This is a genomic window from Pseudomonas sp. SMN11 (assembly GCF_052041945.1).
Classification (GTDB): Bacteria; Pseudomonadota; Gammaproteobacteria; order Pseudomonadales; family Pseudomonadaceae; genus Aquipseudomonas.
The window spans coordinates 1-19,678 of sequence record NZ_JBKGGW010000035.1 but is presented as its reverse complement, the minus strand read 5'-3'; the positions used below and the strand labels follow the sequence as shown (position 1 = coordinate 19,678).

18 protein-coding genes are annotated in these 19,678 nt (G+C 62.7%); 7 read left to right on the top strand and 11 right to left on the bottom strand.

The features are described from left to right. Window positions 1–9 precede the first annotated feature (9 nt). Together ACLEJU_RS23180 and algB are read right to left on the bottom strand one after the other, a co-directional pair. A complete protein-coding gene (locus ACLEJU_RS23180; RefSeq protein ID WP_435424051.1) occupies window positions 10–1,776 on the bottom strand; it encodes a KinB sensor domain-containing domain in 1,767 nt (588 codons plus the stop codon). Between the two features lie 8 nt (window positions 1,777–1,784). Beyond that, window positions 1,785–3,131 carry a sigma-54-dependent response regulator transcription factor AlgB gene (gene algB / locus ACLEJU_RS23175; RefSeq protein ID WP_435424050.1) on the bottom strand — a complete coding sequence of 449 codons (1,347 nt, stop codon included), beginning with the start codon at window positions 3,129–3,131 and terminating at the stop codon, window positions 1,785–1,787. Between the two features lie 228 nt (window positions 3,132–3,359). Here algB and ACLEJU_RS23170 point away from each other — a divergent pair, with 228 nt between their 5' ends. The 6 genes from ACLEJU_RS23170 to ACLEJU_RS23145 all read left to right on the top strand — a co-directional run bounded on the left by ACLEJU_RS23170 (window position 3,360) and on the right by ACLEJU_RS23145 (window position 8,828). Next, entirely contained in the window at window positions 3,360–4,163 is an 804-nt protein-coding gene (locus ACLEJU_RS23170; RefSeq protein WP_435424058.1) for a BON domain-containing protein, read from the top strand. Between the two features lie 177 nt (window positions 4,164–4,340). Next, window positions 4,341–4,634, top strand: a complete 294-nt coding sequence (locus ACLEJU_RS23165; protein WP_435424049.1) for a hypothetical protein — start codon at window positions 4,341–4,343, stop codon at window positions 4,632–4,634. A 42-nt stretch (window positions 4,635–4,676) separates the two neighbouring features. Beyond that, window positions 4,677–4,838, top strand: a complete 162-nt coding sequence (locus ACLEJU_RS23160; RefSeq protein WP_103448315.1) for a DUF1328 domain-containing protein — start codon at window positions 4,677–4,679, stop codon at window positions 4,836–4,838. A gap of 2 nt (window positions 4,839–4,840) precedes the next feature. Further along, on the top strand, window positions 4,841–5,314 hold the full coding sequence (locus ACLEJU_RS23155; RefSeq protein ID WP_435424048.1) for an inhibitor of vertebrate lysozyme family protein: 474 nt from the start codon (window positions 4,841–4,843) through the stop codon (window positions 5,312–5,314). A gap of 730 nt (window positions 5,315–6,044) precedes the next feature. After that, window positions 6,045–7,373, top strand: a complete 1,329-nt coding sequence (gltP, locus tag ACLEJU_RS23150) for a glutamate/aspartate:proton symporter GltP (protein ID WP_435424047.1) — start codon at window positions 6,045–6,047, stop codon at window positions 7,371–7,373. Between the two features lie 225 nt (window positions 7,374–7,598). Next, window positions 7,599–8,828, top strand: coding sequence for a nucleoside recognition domain-containing protein (locus tag ACLEJU_RS23145; RefSeq protein WP_435424046.1), 1,230 nt, complete (start codon window positions 7,599–7,601; stop codon window positions 8,826–8,828). On the opposite strand, the gene ACLEJU_RS23140 is transcribed toward ACLEJU_RS23145, so the two are convergent. The 9 genes from ACLEJU_RS23140 to ACLEJU_RS23100 all read right to left on the bottom strand — a co-directional run bounded on the left by ACLEJU_RS23140 (window position 8,810) and on the right by ACLEJU_RS23100 (window position 19,024). Continuing rightward, the gene (locus ACLEJU_RS23140; protein ID WP_435424045.1) at window positions 8,810–9,433 is read right to left on the bottom strand and encodes an ABC-type transport auxiliary lipoprotein family protein; all 624 of its coding nucleotides are present in this window, start codon (window positions 9,431–9,433) and stop codon (window positions 8,810–8,812) included. The two genes, ACLEJU_RS23145 and ACLEJU_RS23140, sit on opposite strands and share 19 nt — an antisense overlap. Then, window positions 9,430–10,368, bottom strand: coding sequence for an MlaD family protein (locus tag ACLEJU_RS23135; protein WP_435424044.1), 939 nt, complete (start codon window positions 10,366–10,368; stop codon window positions 9,430–9,432). Before ACLEJU_RS23135 ends, ACLEJU_RS23140 begins: the two co-directional genes overlap by 4 nt. Before the next feature lie 3 nt (window positions 10,369–10,371). Continuing rightward, window positions 10,372–11,163 carry an ABC transporter ATP-binding protein gene (locus ACLEJU_RS23130; RefSeq protein WP_435424043.1) on the bottom strand — a complete coding sequence of 264 codons (792 nt, stop codon included), beginning with the start codon at window positions 11,161–11,163 and terminating at the stop codon, window positions 10,372–10,374. After that, on the bottom strand, window positions 11,160–12,293 hold the full coding sequence (locus tag ACLEJU_RS23125; RefSeq protein ID WP_435424042.1) for an ABC transporter permease: 1,134 nt from the start codon (window positions 12,291–12,293) through the stop codon (window positions 11,160–11,162). Before ACLEJU_RS23125 ends, ACLEJU_RS23130 begins: the two co-directional genes overlap by 4 nt. A gap of 80 nt (window positions 12,294–12,373) precedes the next feature. Then, the gene (locus ACLEJU_RS23120) at window positions 12,374–13,396 is read right to left on the bottom strand and encodes a DUF5924 family protein (protein ID WP_435424041.1); all 1,023 of its coding nucleotides are present in this window, start codon (window positions 13,394–13,396) and stop codon (window positions 12,374–12,376) included. A 156-nt stretch (window positions 13,397–13,552) separates the two neighbouring features. Further along, window positions 13,553–14,956 (bottom strand): M16 family metallopeptidase, encoded by a 1,404-nt coding sequence (locus ACLEJU_RS23115; protein WP_435424040.1) that lies wholly within the window; start codon window positions 14,954–14,956, stop codon window positions 13,553–13,555. A 30-nt stretch (window positions 14,957–14,986) separates the two neighbouring features. After that, complete coding sequence (locus tag ACLEJU_RS23110) at window positions 14,987–16,645, bottom strand: Na/Pi cotransporter family protein (RefSeq protein WP_435424039.1); 1,659 nt, start codon at window positions 16,643–16,645, stop codon at window positions 14,987–14,989. Window positions 16,646–16,875: 230 nt separating this feature from the next. Further along, window positions 16,876–17,646, bottom strand: a complete 771-nt coding sequence (locus tag ACLEJU_RS23105) for a TerC family protein (protein WP_435424038.1) — start codon at window positions 17,644–17,646, stop codon at window positions 16,876–16,878. A gap of 70 nt (window positions 17,647–17,716) precedes the next feature. After that, a complete protein-coding gene (locus ACLEJU_RS23100) occupies window positions 17,717–19,024 on the bottom strand; it encodes a CitMHS family transporter (RefSeq protein ID WP_294326110.1) in 1,308 nt (435 codons plus the stop codon). Window positions 19,025–19,290: 266 nt separating this feature from the next. On the opposite strand from ACLEJU_RS23100, the gene ACLEJU_RS23095 reads away from it, so the two are divergent. Then, on the top strand, window positions 19,291–19,678 hold a 388-nt coding region (locus ACLEJU_RS23095), incomplete at its 3' end, for a GFA family protein (protein WP_440776751.1).

Here is a 19,678-nt window from a genome sequence, read left to right as displayed (position 1 = left end):
CGGGTAAAGTCAGGCTGGCAGGGCCATGTAGAACTGTGTGCCCTGCCCTGGCCGGGAAAACACGCCCATGCGCCCGCCATGCAACTGTACGATCTCCTTGCACAGTGCCAGCCCCAACCCGGCGCCACCTTTCTTGCGCCCCACCTGTACGAACGGTTCGAAGATCCGCCCCTGCTGCCCGTAGGCAATGCCTTCACCATTGTCCTCGATACTGATGATCACCCGCTCTGCGTGCCGCCGCGCTTGCAGGCGGATGCGTCCGCCACTGGCGGTATGGCGGATGGCGTTGTGCAGCAGGTTGTCCAGCACCCGATCGAGTTGCGACACGTCGGCCTGGATACGCGGCAGCGGTGGCTCCAGGGCTTTGATCAGTTCGATCTGCTTGTTGGCGGCCTGTTCGCTGAAGCGTGCCTGCGCCCTGTCGAGCAGTTCGTCGATGCTGCATGGGGCAAGTTCGAGCTTCTGTAGGCCGCTCTGGTAGCGTGAGAAGTTGAGCAGGTCGTTGATCAGTTGGGTCAGGCGCTGCATTTCTTCGCCGATGGTCTCCAGCAGATCGCTTTCGCGAGCCTCGGACGGGAACTTCAACCGCTCGCGTAGAAGGCCGAATGCCATGTGCATGCCTGTGACCGGTGTGCGTAATTCATGGGAAGCACGCAACACGAACTCACTGCGCACCCGTTCGAAGGCGCGCTGTTCGGTGACATCGTGCAAGACCATCACCGCGCCCAAAATCGGCCCTTGCGGATGACTGACAGGGGTCAGGCTGTAGGTCAGCAGGCGAGATTCTTCATCGACCTCGATGCTCAGGTCTTCCGGTGGCCGATCCAGGCTGCCGCCGCGCAGCACCTGGCGCAGCTGTTGCTCCAGCTCCGGGCGCTGCAGGGCCTCGGCCAGGCCTCTGCCGACCCGGCTGTCGTTCCAGCCCAACTGCCGCTGGGCGACCGGGTTGAGGTGCTCGAGGTGGCCTTGGCGGTCGATGATCAGCAAACCATCGTCGATGCTGTCGAGCACAGCCTGCAGACGCTGCTGGCCAGCCAGCAATTCATCGACATTGGTTGCCTGGTGCTTGCGCAGGGCGTCGGCCATCAGTCCGAAGCGGCGGGTCAGCTGGTTCAGCTCGATGGCCTGGGTGACCGGCAAGGTGATTTCGAAATCACCTTGGCCGAGCTGGTCGGCGGCCTTGGCCAGCGCTTCGATCGGCTGGCCGAAGCGGCGGGCGATGTTGTGCGCGGTGACGAAACCGAGCACCAGCACCACCAGCCCCATCAGGCCGAGTACGCCGCTGACCAGCAAGGCGCGGTCACGGGTGCGCTCTTCGCTGCGGGTCATGAAATCAAGGGCTTGCTTGTGTGAATCGATCAGGTCGGTACGCACCTGGTTGAATGCCGCGCCCAGTGGTTGGTCCACGCCCATGCTGCGGGCCGGCGCCGGGCTGTCGCGGTAGGCCTGGATGAAGGCCTGGTAGTTGCTGCTGGCCTTGCTGAAGCCGGTGCGTTCACCGCCTTGCGCCAGCCCCTGGTTGAGCAGTTCCTGGAAATTTTCCTGCAGAGGGCGCAGGTTGTCCCGAGCGGTATCTTCGTCCAGTAGCAGGGTCAGTTGTTCGCCGAGGTTCTGCCGCAGCTTCAGGCCCACTTCCAGCGCGTTGGTGGTTTCGCGCACTGACTGCTGCTGCACCGTGGCCATCTGCAGCACGCTCACCAACCCCAGCAACAAGCCCAGCAGAGCCACCGTCACCAGGGCCGAGATACTGAGGAACAGCCGCGTGCGCAGCTTCATTGGCAGCCTCACAGGTTGTACTGCTTGCGCTTGCGGTAGAGCGTGGAGGCGTCGATGCCGAGGGTCTTGGCAGCCTGATCGAGGGTGTCGCTGGTAGCCAGCACCGCGCCGATGTGCGCGCGTTCCAGCTCGTCCAGGCTCAAGGCTGCGCCCACCCGAGGCGCATTGCCTGCCGGTTGTTCACCCATTCCCAGGTGGCTGATTTCCACGCGTTCCTGTGGGCAGATGATGCTTGCGCGTTCGATCACGTTGCGCAGTTCGCGGATGTTGCCCGGCCAACGGTAGTTGAGCAGCGCGCTGCGCGCCTCGTCGCTGAAACCGCGGGCCGGGCGGGAGTATTCCTTGACGAAGCGGGCCAGGAAGCGGTCGGCCAGGGTCAGGATGTCCTCACTGCGCTCGCGCAGCGGCGGCAGGTGCAGGGTGATGACGTTGAGGCGGTACAGCAGGTCTTCACGGAAGCGGTTCTCGCGCACCATGTCGTCAAGGTTGAGGTTGGTCGCGGCGAGAATACGAACGTCGGCGCGGCGGGTAACTGGGTCGCCTACCCGCTCGTATTCCTTGTCCTGGATGAAGCGCAGCAGCTTGGGCTGCAAGGTCAGGGGGAAATCGCCGATTTCATCGAGGAATAGCGTGCCGCCGTCCGCTTGGTTGACGCGGCCCAACGTGCTTTCGCTGGCACCGGTAAATGCCCCGCGGGTATGGCCGAACAATTCACTCTCCATCAGTTCGGCATTGAGCGACGGGCAGTTGATGGTCACGCAGGCCTTGCGTGCCCGCTTGCTCCAGCCGTGGATGGCACGGGCCAGTTCGCCCTTGCCGGTCCCCGACTCGCCCAGAATGAGGATGTTGGCATCGGTGGTAGCTACCTGGCGGGCGGTTTCCAGCACGGCCATCATCGCCGGGCTGTGCGAGTCGAGGCCGTCCTTGGGTTTGCGCACTTCGCCTTCAAGGGCCTCAAGACGCGCCGAGAGCTGACGGACTTCCAGCTGCTTGGCGGTGGCCAGGCGCAGCTGGTCGGGGCTGCAGGGTTTGACCAGGTAATCGGCGGCACCGGCCTGGATGGCATCGACGGCAGTGTCGATCGCCGAATGCGCGGTGACGATCACCACCCGCATCCAGGGTGCCTGAATGCGCATCTGCGCCAGCACATCGAGACCGTTGTCCTCTCCCAGTCGCAGGTCGAGGAAGCACAGGTCGAACACCTGACGCTGCAGCAAGGCGTCGGCCTGCGCAGCACTGTTGGCCGTGGCCACGCTGTAGCCTTCGTCTTCAAGGCAATAGCGGAAGGTGCGCAGGATCGCGGACTCGTCATCCACCAGCAGAATGCGGCCTTGGTTGTCCTGGGCTGATTCCATTTGCTGCGCTCCTTCGGATAGTTCATCAATTAGTGTGGGAAAAATCGGGCAAGTTGCACGGTCAATTGTGAAGGAATCTGTCCTTTGCATGCTAGCCAATGGCCAAGCCGTACCGTGAAGCCGGATATCTCGATGATTTTCTTAGAGCTGCGCGCTGGCACATTGGTTGCGACGTTTTTTTGCTTTTGCCAACTAAAAGGAGGTGAACCCGTGTCCCCTACCATCCGAATGGCCGTGTTGGCGGCCACCCTGCTGTCCGTTTGCACACCTGCGTCAGCCGATCCTGTTCTGGACGCTCGCCTGGAGGGCTCGCTGCAAACCGCGTTGGCTCTCAACCAGATGCTCAACCCGTTTCGCATCAAGGTGAAGGTCGATGGCCAGCGGGCTCGCCTTTCCGGGGAAGTCGAGAACGGCGTCGAGCGCGAGTTGGCCGAGCAGGTGGCCCTGGCCACACGGGGTATTGAGCAGGTCGACAACCAGTTGCGGGTCAACGCCGAACTGGTCGAACGCCCGCTGGAACTGCGCGCATACGCCCAGCGGCTGGAGGACGCGACCTTGGCGGCGGTGATCCGCGCCCGATTGCTGTGGAGCAAGGCCACGGAGAAATCACCTATCGAGGTGCAAAGCGAAGACGGCGTGGTGACCTTACGTGGAAAAGTCGACGGTGCCGAGGCCAAGGAGCTGGCAGGCGTGGTGGCGCGCACCACCGACGGTGTGCATCTGGTCAACAACCTTGTCAGCATGGATACCGCAGCCATGGCGAAGGCAAGGGAAACCCCGATAGAGGCTTCAAGCGGGCCGCAGCCGAGCGACGGCTGGGTGGTCGACAAGATTCAGACTAGCTTGCGCTTCAGCCGCAATCTGGACGGCCTGAACATCAAGGTGGCCAGCGAACAAGGCATGGTCCGACTGACCGGTGAGGTGGTCAGCAACGAGCAGAAGTCCATCGCCGTGGATATTGCCCGTCAGATCATCGGCGTGCGGGGCGTCGATGCCGATCTGCTTAAAGTAGCGACCAAGGTCGAGGGCTGAATCGTGCAATTCGCACGACGCTATCAGGGGCATCGTGCAGGATACGTCCTCAACGGTATTTTGCTATGCGGTTAAGTAATTGATTTATAAGCATTTTATTGGATTTGTCGGGCTGGCATGCAGGCTGCAATTACTTGTTCAGGTTTGAACAGAAAAATTACAGCAGGAGAAGCCGGCATGAACCGCCCATCCGTCAACCGCTCGCTGAATGCCGCACTGCCTGTGCGCCAGTTTTTGATCCTTGGCATGGCGTTGCTGCTGACCTTGGCCGCTGGCCTCTTCTATTACAGCTGGCAGACCGCGCGCCTGGCCGATCAGGTGGCAGCGCAAACCGCGCTGCTGACGCAGATTCAGGCAAGCCGCGCCAACACTCTGGTAAAAGCCGCCGAACCTGTCGGGCAGCGGCCTGCCGCCAATACCTCTCCGGCCACTGTGGATAACATCGCGCCCCAGCAGCGCTGGGTGTTCTGAGACGCTGGCCGGACCAATTTCAAAAAAGAAAGGAGAAGCATCATGCTTAGCTGGGCTGTCACTTTCCTCATCATCGCCATTGTCGCCGCTGTGCTCGGCTTCGGTGGTATCGCTGGCGCCGCTACGGGTATCGCGAAGATCCTGTTCATTGTCTTCCTGGTCCTGTTCGTAGCTTCCTTCTTCTTTGGACGTGGTCGAGGTTGAAGATGAGCAGGAAGCTATACGCAGCTCTGGCTGCCGCTGCCTTGATGTCAGGCGGTAGTGCAGCGGTGCTGGCGGCCAACGATGGCCAGGTCCGGGTCGAGCAGTTGCTCGGCTCGGACCCCGAATACCGGGAAACCTGGCAAGACACGATCAAGGGCGAGGAACGCTTGCCTGACTGGGTGATCAACCTGAGCGGCAGCGGGCAGGAGCAGATGTCTGCAGTGACCGAAGACGGCGACAAGTATTTGGTCGGCCCGCTGTGTGAGTCACCGCAGAACTGTACCTACAAGCGCTTGATCGTGGCATTCAGCTGGGACAAGGACGACGCCTACGGGATGCTGGTCGAAGTGCCCGAGGGCTTGCCAAGTGACAAATCGCCAACGCGCCATGCGCAGTACCGTTGGCTGGGTAAGCCGGACGACGGGATGAAGGCGATGTTGCAGGAGCAACTCAAGCGTGACCCGAATTGGTACTGACCAGCGGTCGCGCGCTGTCATGTAATGGAAGCGGAACCTTTTTATCGTTCTCGCTTCTATGATGCGCCGCCCCGAGGAGGGGCAGCGCATGACCAGGGGGCCGGGCTGTTCTGATTGTTGCAGGATCGGAGTGGCCTAGGGGTACAGGGAGTACCTCCAAGCATTGGGCCGGGTCAGGAAAAGGCAGAATCGGAAGTTTCAGGTCGGGGGTGTCTGAAAAACACCGCAACCGGGCCTGGCTTCCGAGGCGCCATATCCCACTTTGCTGATTCCTTTCAGGTCCTGACCCTCAAGACACATTTTGTCTTGACCGTACATCAATTTTTTTTCGGCCAATGCGCCTGCTGAACAAGTGGCATTTCGGCCATTCGGATTGTCGAACAAGCCGTTTTAATCCCCGTCTACATACCGCCAAAACTGCCGAAATATGGCGGTTTGGTCTTGTTCGGATTTCCGAACGTTATAAATCAATGACTTACGTGCGTCGTATTTTGACCTGAACGCTTATGCCGTATCGGCATGGGGTATGCGCTTCCGGCATTAGATTTCAGCCTTCCCCATCGCAATAGTTGCCGCCTTTTTCGCTGGCCCGAGCGCCCTGTCGCTCGCTCGCGGTGTCCTTACACGAGGTCCCCGGACGGAAGCCAAAAGCTCCCCGTGACGTTGCCAACGGCTCTGTTACGCGCTTTTCCGGTCGGTGCCCGTGACCACTAGAACAAAGGGTAAAGACATGAAGAAGGCAAAACTGAGCCTCGCCTGGCAGATCGTCATCGGTCTGGTCCTGGGCGTTGCAGTCGGCGCGCTGCTGAACCACTTCAGCGCGGAAAAGGCCTGGTGGATCAGCAACGTCCTCCAGCCCGCCGGTGACATCTTCATTCGCCTGATCAAGATGATCGTCGTCCCGATCGTGATTTCGTCGCTGATCGTGGGTATCGCCGGGGTTGGCGATGCGAAGAAACTGGGCAGCATCGGCCTGAAGACCATTCTCTACTTCGAGGTGGTAACCACCATCGCCATCGTTGTCGGCCTGGTGTTGGCCAACCTGTTCCACCCGGGCGCCGGCATCGACATGAGCACCCTGGGTACCGTCGACATCTCCAAGTACCAGGCCACCGCGGCCGAGGTGCAGCATGAGCACGCGTTCATCGAGACCCTGCTCAACCTGATCCCGTCGAACATCTTCGCAGCGCTGATGCGTGGCGAAATGCTGCCGATCATCTTCTTCTCGGTGATGTTCGGCCTTGGCCTGTCGAGCCTGCAGGCCGACCTGCGCGAGCCGCTGGTGCGTACCTTCCAGGCTGTGTCGGAAACCATGTTCAAGGTCACTCACATGATCATGAACTACGCCCCGATCGGCGTGTTCGCCCTGATCGCCGTGACCGTTGCCAACTTCGGCTTCAGCTCGCTGCTGCCGCTGGCCAAGCTGGTGCTGCTGGTGTACTTCGCCATCGCCTTCTTCGCCTTCATGGTGCTGGGCCTGGTGGCGCGCTTGTTCGGCTTCTCGGTGATCAAGATCATGCGCATCATGAAAGATGAGCTGATCCTCGCCTACTCCACCTCCAGCTCCGAGACCGTGCTGCCACGCGTGATCGAGAAAATGGAGAAGTACGGTGCTCCGAAGTCGATCTGCTCGTTCGTGGTACCGACCGGCTACTCGTTCAACCTCGACGGTTCGACCCTGTACCAGAGCATCGCGGCCATCTTCATCGCCCAGCTGTACGGCATCGACCTGTCCTGGAGCCAGCAGCTGCTGCTGGTGCTGACCCTGATGGTCACCTCCAAAGGCATCGCCGGCGTACCGGGCGTTTCCTTCGTGGTGCTGCTGGCGACCCTGGGCAGCGTGGGCATTCCGCTGGAAGGCCTGGCCTTCATCGCCGGTGTCGACCGCATCATGGACATGGCGCGTACTGCCCTGAACGTGATCGGCAACGCCTTGGCAGCCCTGGTGATTGCGCGTTGGGAAGGCATGTACGACGCGGCCAAGGGCGAGCAGTACTACGCCTCGCTGATGGTAGACAAGCAGGAAGCTGCCTTGGTAGGCGAAGCCGCCAAGCGCTGAGCCTGAACGGTTGAATCAGAAAGCCCCGACTTGTCGGGGCTTTTTCTTGTCTGTCGATTTACTGCTCGCCCTGTGGGAGCGGCTTTAGCCGCGAAGCGGGCAACGCAGTGCATGGCACCGGCTTCGCCGGTGTGCGCGGCTAAAGCCGCTCCTACAGGGATCTCGGTCGCCAGTGATGGGCCCCGATACGCTATCATTCGGGCAATTTTCAGGGGGAACACACGGATGCTCAACGGCCTTTGGCTTGGCTTTTTCCTGGTGGCGGCGGTCTCCGCCCTGGCCCAATGGCTGGTCGGTGGCAATGCCGGCATCTTCGCCGCGATGGTTGAGAGCATCTTCGCCATGGCCAAGCTGTCGGTGGAAGTCATGGTCCTGCTGTTTGGCACCCTGACCCTGTGGCTGGGCTTTCTCAAGATCGCCGAAAAGGCCGGCATCGTCGAATGGCTGGCCAAGGTGCTCGGGCCACTGTTCGCCCGCCTGATGCCGGAAGTACCGCCCGGCCACCCGGCCCTGGGCCTGATCACCATGAACTTCGCGGCCAATGGCCTGGGCCTGGACAACGCCGCCACGCCGATCGGCCTCAAGGCCATGCGCGCGCTGCAGGAGCTCAACCCCAGCAGTACGACCGCCAGCAACGCGCAAATCCTGTTCCTGGTGCTCAACGCCTCGTCGCTGACGCTGTTGCCGGTGACCATCTTCATGTACCGCGCCCAACAAGGCGCCACTGACCCCACCCTGGTGTTCCTGCCAATCCTGCTGGCGACCAGTGCCTCGACCTTGGTCGGCCTGCTGTCGGTGGCGGTGATGCAGCGCCTGCGCCTGTGGGACCCGGTCGTACTCGCCTACCTGATCCCCGGTGCACTGCTGCTGGGCGGCTTCATGGCTTTTCTGGGCACCTTGTCGGCCACAGCGCTGGCCAGCCTGTCGTCGATCCTCGGCAACCTGACGCTGTTCGGGGTGATCATCCTGTTTCTGGTGATTGGCGCGCTGAAGCGGGTGCAGGTCTATGAAGCCTTTGTCGAAGGCGCCAAGGAAGGCTTCGACGTGGCCAAGAGCTTGCTGCCGTATCTGGTGGCGATGCTGGTTGCCGTGGGTGTGCTGCGCGCTTCAGGTGCGCTGGAGCTGGCACTGGATGGCATTCGTCATGTGGTCAACTGGATGGGCCTGGACACCCGCTTCGTCGAGGGCCTGCCTACTGCGCTGGTGAAGCCGTTCTCGGGCAGTGCGGCGCGAGCCATGTTGATCGAGACCATGCAGACCCACGGTGTCGACAGCTTCCCGGCCCTGGTGGCGGCAACCATCCAGGGCAGCACCGAAACCACCTTCTACGTGCTGGCGGTGTATTTCGGCGCCGTTGGCATCCAGCGGGTGCGCCACGCCGTCGGCTGCGCCTTGCTGGCCGAGCTATCCGGTGTGATCGCGGCCATCTGCGTCTGCTATTGGTTCTTTGCTTGAGCCTGGGCGCTCTGCGCCACGGTCCAGTTCACCACCTGCCCTGCCAGCTGATCGCTGGCCGCGCCAAAGCCGGCGACCACGGCTGACACCCGGGTATCTGCCAGTGGCTGGCGCACTTCGAAGCGCTTGCTGCTGAGGATGCGCTGGCTGCGGCCTTGCACCAGGCGTGCGTCGTAGCGGATCACCACTTCCACCTTGCCCCCCGGCTGATATTCGCTCTGGAACGCCTGCAGTTCGCCGCTCAGCTCGTAGTCGGCCTGCAGGTTGCTGTCGTCAGCGCTCAGCCGCTGCACCCGGCCGTCACGCTGGAAACCATCGAGCAGGCGGTTGCGCACCAGCAACGGCACCGGGTCGCTCCAGCGGGCGCCCTTGTAGCTGCTGATCACATTGCCTTGGGGAATCACTGCGATACGAGGCCCGGCCAGCACTTCGCTGGCCAGCGGTTTGTTCAGGCGCAACGACCAGTCCACCGGGTTGGCGCTATGGCTGGCCTGGTTGACGGGCAGGCGGTAGGTATCCACTGGCTCGCTCTTGGGCAGGATCGAGCAGGCGCTGGCCAGGCTCAGGGTGGCTGCCAGGGCCAGCAGGCGCAGCGATGGGGTCATGGCTGGAACTCCTTGTTGTTGTCACGGCCCAGCAGGTAGCCGCTCGGGTCGGCCTCCAGGCGCCGGGAAATGCCCTTGAGCGAGTTCAGGGTTTCGCGCAGCTCGCGGATGGCCGGGGTCAGCTGGTTGAGCCCCTGGGCGCCATCGTCGATGGACTGGCGATTGTCCTGCAGCAGGCTGTTGAGGGTCGCGGCGCTCTCAGCCAGCGACTGCATGGCCTGCTCGGCGCTGCCGATGGCCTGTTTGCCCTGAGTACCGAGCAGGCCGTTGGCGTTGCGCATCAGTGCCTGGGTTTCGGCCAGGGTGGCGTTGGCCTGCTTGCCGACCTGGGCCAGCTGGGCGATCGCCTCGCTGACACCGCCGTTCTGGTTGGCGAATGCGCTTGTGGTCTGGTCGAGGTTGGCCAGGGTGTTGCTCAAGTGCTCGATGTTGCTGTCCGAGAACATCTGCGTAGCGTTGTGCAGCAGCAGGTTGATGTTGGTCACCAAGTCGCTGCTGTCGTTGAGCAGACGCGAGATTGGCGACGGCGAGGCGACAATCACTGGCAGCTTGCCGTCCTTGCCCTTGAGCTCCGGGCTCTGCGGCGTGCCGCCAGTGAGCTGGATGAACGAGTTGCCAGTGACCCCGGCCAGGGTCAGCTTGGCCTGGGTGTCTTCCTTGACCGGGGTGTCACCGCTCAGGCGCACACGGGCCAGCACCCGGCGCGGGTCTTTCGGGTCCAGGCGCAGGCTGGTGACATCGCCGACCTTGATGCCGTTGTATTGCACCGGGCTGCCCCGGGACAGGCCCGAGACCGCTTCGTTGAAGATCACTTCGTAATCCTTGAAGGCGTCGTCGACGCTGGACTTGGTCAGCCACAGGCCGAACAGCATGGCGCCGGCCACCACCAGGACGGTGACCAGGCCAATCAGGACGTGATGAGCTCGGGTTTCCATCGTTCAGCGCTCCTGCCCGGCGCTGGCGGCGGCGTGTTCGGCTGCGCGCCCGCGTGGGCCGTGAAAGTATTCGTGGATCCAGGGGTCGTTGGTCTGCTCGACCTCGGCCAGGGGGCCGGCGACCAGTACCTTCTTCTGTGACAACACGGCGACGCGATCGGTGATGGTGTAGAGGGTGTCGAGATCGTGGGTGATCAGGAACACGCTCAGGCCCAGGGCATCGCGCAGGGTCAGGATCAGCTGGTCGAAGGCGGCGGCGCCGATCGGGTCGAGGCCGGCAGTGGGTTCGTCGAGGAACAGGATGTCCGGGTCCAGCGCCAGGGCACGGGCCAGGGCTGCGCGCTTGATCATGCCGCCGGAGAGCGAGGCTGGGTACTTGTCGGCGGCGGAAATGGGCAGGCCGGCCAAGGCCAGCTTGACCCCGGCCAGGTGCTCGGCATCGGCGCGCGACAGGCCGGCATGCTCGATCAGCGGCAGGGCGACGTTTTCAGTGACGGTCAACGACGAGAACAGCGCGCCTTTCTGGAACAGTACGCCAAAGCGGCGCTCGACCAGCGAACGTTGTTCCTCGCGCATCCCGGCCAGATCTTCGCCGAATACCTTGACCTGCCCTTCGTTGGGGCGGCGCAGGCCGATGATGCTGCGCAGCAGCACCGACTTGCCGCTCCCCGACCCGCCGACCACCGCGAGGATTTCGCCGCGGTACAAGTCCAGGTCGAGGTCCTGGTGTACCACCTGGCTGCCGAAGCGATTGCAGATGCCCCGTGCCTCGATCACTGCTTCCCGGCCACTCACCAGCCCATCTCCATGCAGAACAGCGCCGCCACCGCATCCAGCACGATGACCACGAAAATCGATTGCACCACGCTGGAGGTGGTGTGGGCGCCGACCGATTCGGCGCTGCCGCTGACCTTGAAGCCTTCGAGGCAGGCGATGGCAGCGATCAGGAAGGCGAAGATCGGCGCCTTGGCCAGGCCGACCAGGAAGTGCTGCACGCCGATGTCGCTTTGCAGCAGCGACAGGAACATGGCTGGCGAGATGCCCAGTGACAGGGCGCAGACCACCGCCCCCCCGACGATGCCGCAGATCATCGCGACGAAGGTCAGCAACGGCAGCGAAATCAGCAGCGCCAGTACCCTCGGCACCACCAGCAGTTCGATCGGGTTGAGGCCCAGAGTGCGGATGGCGTCGATCTCTTCATTGGCCTTCATCGAGCCGATCTGTGCGGTGAAGGCACTGGCGGTGCGCCCGGCCATGAGGATGGCGGTCAGCAGCACGGCGAATTCGCGCAGGAACGAGAAGGCCACCAGGTCGACGGTGAACACCGTTGCACCAAAATTGGCCAGCACCGTGGCACCGAGGAAGGCCACCACGGCGCCCACCAGGAAGGTCAGCAAGGCGATGATGGGGGCGGCGTCCAGCCCGGTCTGCTCGATGTGCGCGATCACTGGGGTGACGCGCCAGCGGTGTGGCTGCAGCAGGCGGCGCAGCAGGGTCTCGATGATCAGGCCGAGGAAGCCGAGTAGCTGCATGGTGTCCTGCCACAGCGTCCCGACCGCGCAACCGATGCGCTCCAGCAGCACCAGCAGCACGTTGCGCTCGGGCTCCTTGATCGGGATGCAGTAGTCCTGCACCGAGCAGTAGACATTCTTGAGCAGGGCGCGGCTGGCGTCAGGCAGGTCGTTGGTGCAGTGCGAGAGGCGCTCGGAGCCGAGCAGCTCGGCCAGCAGTGAGGCACCGGCGGTGTCCAGGCGGCCCAGTTGGCTGAGGTCGACGGCGGTATCGGTGCCGTACTGGGTGCGCAAGCGTTCGCTGTCGCGCCTGAGGCTGGCGTAGTGGGCCAGGGTCCAGTCACCGGCAATCCGCAGGCAGGCCGGCTGGCAGCTGGTGTCCAGGGTGGCGCTGGGTGTGGTCATAGGCTCCATGCATCCGGCTGGGCTAGAGGCTGATCATAGCGCAGCGGGCATGGAGCGGTTTGTTGAATATGTGCTGTCCTTCGCCACTGTCACGGCGCGGGCGCGTCGTCCACCACCTTGAAGCGCAGCACACCGATCACCTGGCCATCCTCGGTCAGCACCCGGACTTGCCACTTGCCCACCGGGTTGGGCGGGAAGTTCTGCTTGTGGGTCCAGGCACGGTAGCCTTCCTTGCGCCCGCCATGGATGTCCAGGGCAATGCGATCGACCTCCTGGCCGTCCTTCTGCCACACATGGTAAATGCGCTCGTCCAAGCCTCGGGGGGCGTTGATCGCGGTGTAGGCGTACAAGCCATTGCTGCGAATGCGGCTGGCGGCAATCTCCTCCAGCGATTCGCCGGGCTGGCGATTGAGTACTTCGGTGCTCACCGCCACGTCTGTCATCCACAGCGTCGCGGGTGGCACCCACGAACGCAGCAACCAGCCACTACCGCCCACCGCCAGGGTCATCAGCACCAGTGCCACGCCGCGGCGCCAGGTGGTGATCGGGAAGCTGCTGAGCAGGCTCGGGAACGACAGCACCATGGCTGCAATCAATGCCAGCTTGAAGCTCTGTGCGGTGGTCAGGTGCAGGATGATCGGCAGCGCAGTGAGCAGCGCAGCGAACAGCGTCAGGGTGTGCATCGCGAGGAACAGCCAGCGCCGTGGCGCCAACCACTTGTAGTACAGCGGGTCGATGATCGAGATGAGCCCGGCGGCGCCAAGCAGGCCGGTGAACACCAGCTGACCGCTGTTCCAGGTGGTGGTGATGAAGAAGAACGGCAAGACGAAGAACAGGCTTTCCTGGTGGATCATCTGCGTCGCGTAGCGCAGTAGCGGCTGCGGGATCTCACGTTTGAAGGTGCGCGTGAACAGGCCGGTCAGGGTGTTTTCCAGCATCAGCCAGACCCAGCTGACCAGCATGATGATGGCGATCCAGCTGGCCAGGCTGGCCTGGCGGTCGACCAGGATGAAGCTGCCGATTCCGGAGAGGAAACCTCCGAGCGCGATGACGCCGGGGTAGCGTTTGAGCAGCTCGATGACGCGCTGGACGAAGTGGGGTATTGGGGGCATGGGTCTACAACGGAAGTATTGGGTGGCTGTGCCGGCCCTTTCGCGGGCAAGCCCGCTCCCACAGGTATCGCACAGGATCTAAAACCAGTGCAGTACCTGTGGGAGCGGGCTTGCCCGCGAAAGGGCCGGTACTGGCAAAAGGATACCGCCGATTCACTACTGCCGTGTAGCACCACTCGGTCGGTCCGGTTTGTGCCGTCGCCAGCGCAGCAGCCCCAGCGCCAGTATCAGTCCCAGCAACAAGGCAACCAGGCCATAAAGCTCGTCATACCCCAGGAACGGCTTTTCGATGCGCAGGTAACCCTGATCCTTGAGCAATTCTTTCAGGGCCGCGTTGGCCTCTTCCAGCGTCACCTTGCGCAACTTGCGCGCCGGGTCGGCAAAGCGGCCGTGGGTGTAGTCGTTCAGCGCCCCCCAGTAATAATCGGCCAGCGCACTGTTGCCCTGGGTGCTCCAGCTTTCCTTGGCCACGGCGGCATCCTTGATGCGGGCAAAGGTATCCGGGTCGAGGCCGTCCTTGCGCAAATGATCGAACAGCTGCTGCATCACCTTCACGGCTGGGTCGATGTCATCGCGCTCAAGGTCGGCATTGAGGCTGAGCATGCCGCTGTCGCCAAAGCTTTCGCGTTGTACCGATGGCCCATACGACAGGCCGTTGCGCAGGCGCAGCTGGTCGTATACGGCCCAGTCGAGGTAGCGCGACAGCAGGTCAAGGGTCTGCTGATGGTCACTGTCCAGGACCGGCTCTATGAACAGCCAGTGCAACTTGACGCTGTCGCCCAGCAGGCCGCGGGTCAGGTCGCGGCGCTGCTCGGCCTGTTGGCTGATGCTTTCGAGGGTACGTCGCTCTTCCGGCTCGGTAGCAGGCAATTCGCCGAAGGTGCGCTCCAGGTAGGCCGGCAGCAGGCGATCCAGGCCGCCGACAACGATCAGGGTCATGTTGTTGGCGGCGTACCAGTGATCCCGCAGGGTTGTGACCTGCTCCAAGGTCATGTCCGCGACATTGGAACGCTCAGGGCATTTCAGGCCCAGCTCGGTGGCCAGCTGGTCGCTGGCCGGATGGCCGATGTCCTGGCGGTCGAGCCAGCGCTGCAGGTGACCATAGTGGCCGCCATCCTCGCGCTCGATGATGCGCTTGGCCGTGGCCAAGGCCTTGGCGTCGATGCGCGTGTCGCGGACGACTGCCAGCATCAGGTCGAGTACCTTGCGCTGGTTGCGTGCCGGCGCCTCGATGACGAATGTGGTGTCAGCGCTGCTGGTGAAGGCGTTCCACTCGCCTCCCAGGCTCTGCAGGCGTTCTTCCAGCCCGCCTTCGCCGGTCTCGTCGATCCCGGTGAACAGCAGGTGTTCAAGCAGGTGCGGCAACTCTTTCTGCTCGCAGTTGAAGTCATCCAGGCCAACGCCCACCACCAGGCGGATCGCCACATGGTCGCGCTCATAACCGGACTTCAGGATCACCTGCAGCCCGTTGGGCAACAGGTAACCCTCGACCCGCGAGCGATCGAGGGCAAATGAGGGCAGGCTGCAGATCAGAAGGCAAACGAACATCAGGCAACGCATGGGCGAGCGACGGTCTCCAGGTGTGCGAGATCAGGACAGGTGGGCATCTTCCGGGACGCTGTCGAGCAGCAGCCCGCCAGTGTCCGAGCCACCCAGTACCACATAGGCACTGCTGCAGAACAAAGAGTTCAACCGCTTCATGTCGGCGATCAGCTCCAAGTGTAGCGAACTCGTCTCGATACTTTGCACCACCTTACGCTGCAAACGGCTGACATGGGCATGGGCCAGGCGCCGCTCCTGGGCGCGGAAGCGACGCTTTTCGCGCAGCAGCAGGCGTGCGCTTTCCGGATCGGCGCTGAGGAATACCGACAGCCCCAGGCGCAGGTTGGCCAGCAGCTGCTCCTGCAGCCCGGTGAGTTCTTCCAGGCCGACTTGGGAAAACTCCCGGCGCTGGCTGGTTTTCTGCTGCTGCACCTTGCGCAGCATGCGTTCGATCAGGTCGCAGGCCAGTTTCAGGTTGATCGCCAGTTCGATGATTTCGGCCCAGCGCCGGTTGTCCTGGTCGCTGAGGTCTTCCCGTGGCATTTGCGCCAGGTAAAGTTTGATCGCGCTGTACAGCGCTTCGGCATCCTCGCTCAAGGCCCGCACCTGCTGGGGCATGGCGGCCTGGGTGCCGCGCAGGGCGCCGAGCATGGCTTCCAGCAGGCTGTCGACGATGTCGCCCAGGCGCAGGGTTTCGCGGGCGGCATTGGCCAGGGCCAGGCTGGGCGTGGTCAGCGCCGAGGCATCGAGATGGCGCGGGCGTATCTGGCCATTGCCGGTTTCGCGTTCGGGCAGCAGCGTGTTGCACAGGCGGCCCATGGGCTTGACCGTCGGCAGCATGATCAGGCAGCGCAGGGTGTTGTAGAGCAGGTGGAAGCCGATCACCAGCTCCTGCGGGCTGAAGCTCAGGCTGTCCATCCACTCAACCAGTGGGTGCAGCACAGGGATGATCAGCACCAGGCCGATCAGCTTGTACAGCAGGCTGCCCAACGCCACGCGGCGGCCAGCGGCGTTCTGCATGCTGGTGCTGATGAACGCCAGCAGGCCGCTGCCGATGTTGGCACCGACTACCAGGCCGATGGCTACCGGCAGGCTGATCACCTCTGCGCCAGCCAGGGTAGCGGTGAGCAATACGGCAGCCAGGCTCGAATACGAAACCATGGCGAACAGCGCGCCCACCAAGGCGTCGAGGAGGATATCGCCGGTCAATGAGGCGAACAGTACTTTCACCCCTTGCGCGTGCGTGATAGGCGTCGCTGCCTGGACGATCAGCTCCAGCGCCAGGATGATGAGGCCCAAGCCGATTGCCACGCGGCCCAGTTGCCCTGCGCGGGTTTGTTTGCGCGAGAGGAAGAAGATCACCCCGAGAAACACGAGCAGCGGCGACAGCCACGACAGGTCGAGGGTCAGCACCCGGGCCATCAGCGCGGTACCGACGTCGGCGCCAAGCATGATCGCCAATGCTGGCGTCATGGCCATCAAACCCTGGCCGACGAAGGAAGTGACCAGCATCGCGGTAGCGTTGCTGCTTTGCACCACGGCGGTGACCACGATGCCGGCAATGAACGCCAAGGGCCGGCTGTTCATGTTCTGGCTGAGCACGCGGCGCAGGTTGGAGCCGAACACCCTGAGGATGCCGGTACGAACGATGTGTGTGCCCCACACCAGCAGGGTCACGGCGGAAAGCAGGTTGAGCAGGGTCAGCATGGTCGAGCCCCCCTTTGTTCTGAGGCTCCAGCAGCGGAGCCAAATTGTGTGAAGCCGTAAGCCTGGCCCGGGGGTGGGTGTTTCGATCCAGTGCTTACTCAAGCTTTAGTTGTTTTGCGGACCTTGCGCCAGCTTCGCATGCTCTGAAAGCATTTGAAATGTTTCTGTCATGAAAGCCTGTACATGAAAAAGGGCCCCGGAGGGCCCTCGATAATGCACGCGTCCTGATCTTATTGACCCGGAATGTCCTTGCGCAGTTTCACCGGGTCGTGCTCCTTGCCCTTCTTGCGCGCCATGGCGGTGCGCATACGTATGTTGATTGCCTCCACTGCCAGGGAGAAGGCCATGGCGAAGTAGACATAGCCCTTCGGCACGTGCACGTCGAAAGATTCGGCGATCAACACAGTACCTACGACGATCAGGAAGGAAAGTGCAAGCATCTTCAGCGATGGGTGCTTGTCGATGAAGTCGCTGATGGCTCCGGCGCAGGCCATCATCACCAGCACGGCGACGACGATGGCGGCAATCATCACCGGCACGTGCGAGACCATGCCGACGGCAGTGATCACCGAGTCCAGCGAGAACACGATGTCGATGATGGCGATCTGGATGATGGTGTAGAAGAACTTGCCGCCAGCGCCCTTGGGTTCGTCTGCGCTTTCATCTTCGCCTTCCAGACCGTGGTAGATCTCTTGCGAGCTTTTCCACAGCAGGAACAGGCCGCCGCAGAACAGGATCAGGTCACGCCCGGAGATACCCTGGCCGAACACCACGAACAGGTCGGCGGTCAGGCGCATGACCCAGGTAATCGACAGCAGCAGCATGATGCGGGTGACCATGGCCAGGGCCAGGCCGAAGATCCGGGTGCGTGGCTGCATGTGCTTGGGCATGCGGCTGACCAGAATCGAGATCATGATGATGTTGTCGATCCCGAGGACGATCTCAAGCGCTGTCAGGGTAAAAAAGGCAACCCAGATTTCCGGGTTGGTCAGCCATTCCATGTGTATTCCTTCAAACGATAAAGGTGATGCACCCCGTCAGGGGCGCATCGCGTTGGGTGATGCGTGTTAATTAAAGACTACTGAACAGCGGGAAAATGCCCATCAGTAGCGCGGCGAACATTATGCATAGGCATACCAGCACTGCCCACTTGAGCGTGAAACGCTGGTGATCGCCGAACTCGATACCAGCCAGGGCCACCAGCAGGTAGGTCGAAGGTACCAGTGGGCTGAGCAGGTGTACCGGCTGCCCGACGATCGAGGCACGGGCCATTTCCACCGGGCTGATGCCGTAATGGCTGGCCGCTTCCGACAGCACCGGCAGCACCCCGTAGTAGAAGGCGTCGTTGGACATGAAAAAGGTGAACGGCATGCTCACGATTGCAGTGATCACCGCCAGGTACGGGCCCAATGCTTCAGGGATGACCGCCAGCAAACTCTTGGACATGGCCTCGACCATGCCGGTACCGGACAGGATGCCGGTGAAGATGCCCGCGGCGAAGATCAGCCCGGTCACGGCCAGCACGCTGCCGGCGTGGGCGGCGATGCGGTCTTTCTGCTGCTGCAGGCAGGGGTAGTTGACGATCATCGCGATGCTGAAGGCAATCATGAACAGTACCGGCAGCGGCAGCACGCCGGCGATCAGCGCGACCATCAGGCCGGCGGTCAGGGCACCGTTGAAGTAGATCAGCTTGGGGCGGCGTGCTTCCGGGAACTGCGACACGCTGATTTCGCTGTGGTCGATGTCATCGGTCGGCAGGTGCAGTTCACCCAGGCGGGCACGTTCGCGCTTGCCGTACATGTAGGCAATGGCCAGGATCGCCAGCACACCGAAGGCCATGGCCGGGATCATTGGCACGAAGATGTCGGACGGGTCTACGTGTAGGGCACTGGCGGCGCGGGCGGTCGGGCCACCCCAAGGGGTCATGTTCATCACACCGCCGGCGAGGATGATCAGGCCGGCCATGATCCGCGGGCTCATGCCCAGGCGGCTGTACAGCGGCAGCATGGCGGCGCAGCAGATCATGTAGGTGGTGGCGCCGTCACCGTCGAGGGAGACCACCAGGGCCAGCACTGCGGTACCGACCGAGACTTTCAGCGGGTCGCCCTTGACCAGCTTGAGGATCTTGCGCACGGCCGGGTCGAACAGGCCGGAGTCGATCATCAGGGCGAAGTAGAGAATGGCGAACATCAGCATCACGCCAGTGGGCGCGAGCTTGCTGATGCCCTCGAGCATCATCGGGCCGATCTTGGCGGAAAAACCGCCAAACAGCGCGAACAGGATCGGTACCAGGATCAGCGCGATCAAGGCCGACAGGCGCTTGGTCATGATCAGGTACATGAAGGTGATGACCATGGCAAAGCCGAGGAAGGTCAGCATGGCAATACTCCAGGCGTGGCGCAGCGAAAGGAATGGCTATTCGGGCGGATCAGCGCGTGTGGCGCTGCACGGGGAGCATCGATCGGGGGGCTACATGAAGGCGGGCGCAGGAATACATCAGAATCACCATTGTTGTTGTTGATGGGCCGGGCGCGGAGATTTCCGGGCGCCCTGGCTGACCGGTCTTGTGCCGGTAGTGGCGGCTATCCTAGGGGGGCAAGCTTTCAGCCAGCTTTCGCCGGGAAAACGGCGACGGGAGGTAGGTAATGCAGGATGTAACCGAGGGTGGCTGCCATTGCGGCGCCTTGCGCTATCGGCTGCAGGGTGACCTGACGGATGTCGCCCATTGCCATTGTTCGATCTGCCGGCGGGTCAGCGGCGGGCTGGTGGTGACCTGGGTCACCCTGCCCCGCACCGGCTTCCGCTGGATGGCAGGGCGGCCTCAGTGCTATGTGGCACCGGCCAGCTGCAAGCGGTATTTCTGTGGGGAGTGTGGGGCGCATGTGGCACTGGTGACCGAACATAGCCCGGGAACCATTGATGTGACGGTGGCGACGCTGGACCACCCGGAGCGAGTGCCGGCCAGGCGGCACATCTGGGTAGGCAGCAGGTTGCCTTGGCTGCACCTGGATGAGGGGTTGCCAGAGGAGTCTG

Coding starts and splice junctions, on each gene's coding strand:
- ACLEJU_RS23125 (WP_435424042.1), bottom strand. CDS start 12,293: ATGGAGCCTATGACCACACCCAGCGCCACCCTGGACACCAGCTGCCAG.
- ACLEJU_RS23180 (WP_435424051.1), bottom strand. CDS start 1,776: ATGAAGCTGCGCACGCGGCTGTTCCTCAGTATCTCGGCCCTGGTGACG.
- gltP (WP_435424047.1), top strand. CDS start 6,045: ATGAAGAAGGCAAAACTGAGCCTCGCCTGGCAGATCGTCATCGGTCTG.
- ACLEJU_RS23120 (WP_435424041.1), bottom strand. CDS start 13,396: ATGCCCCCAATACCCCACTTCGTCCAGCGCGTCATCGAGCTGCTCAAA.
- ACLEJU_RS23145 (WP_435424046.1), top strand. CDS start 7,599: ATGCTCAACGGCCTTTGGCTTGGCTTTTTCCTGGTGGCGGCGGTCTCC.
- ACLEJU_RS23170 (WP_435424058.1), top strand. CDS start 3,360: ATGGCCGTGTTGGCGGCCACCCTGCTGTCCGTTTGCACACCTGCGTCA.
- ACLEJU_RS23105 (WP_435424038.1), bottom strand. CDS start 17,646: ATGGAATGGCTGACCAACCCGGAAATCTGGGTTGCCTTTTTTACCCTG.
- ACLEJU_RS23160 (WP_103448315.1), top strand. CDS start 4,677: ATGCTTAGCTGGGCTGTCACTTTCCTCATCATCGCCATTGTCGCCGCT.
- algB (WP_435424050.1), bottom strand. CDS start 3,131: ATGGAATCAGCCCAGGACAACCAAGGCCGCATTCTGCTGGTGGATGAC.
- ACLEJU_RS23110 (WP_435424039.1), bottom strand. CDS start 16,645: ATGCTGACCCTGCTCAACCTGCTTTCCGCCGTGACCCTGCTGGTGTGG.
- ACLEJU_RS23135 (WP_435424044.1), bottom strand. CDS start 10,368: ATGGAAACCCGAGCTCATCACGTCCTGATTGGCCTGGTCACCGTCCTG.
- ACLEJU_RS23165 (WP_435424049.1), top strand. CDS start 4,341: ATGAACCGCCCATCCGTCAACCGCTCGCTGAATGCCGCACTGCCTGTG.
- ACLEJU_RS23115 (WP_435424040.1), bottom strand. CDS start 14,956: ATGCGTTGCCTGATGTTCGTTTGCCTTCTGATCTGCAGCCTGCCCTCA.
- ACLEJU_RS23155 (WP_435424048.1), top strand. CDS start 4,841: ATGAGCAGGAAGCTATACGCAGCTCTGGCTGCCGCTGCCTTGATGTCA.
- ACLEJU_RS23140 (WP_435424045.1), bottom strand. CDS start 9,433: ATGACCCCATCGCTGCGCCTGCTGGCCCTGGCAGCCACCCTGAGCCTG.
- ACLEJU_RS23100 (WP_294326110.1), bottom strand. CDS start 19,024: ATGCTGACCTTCCTCGGCTTTGCCATGGTCATCACCTTCATGTACCTG.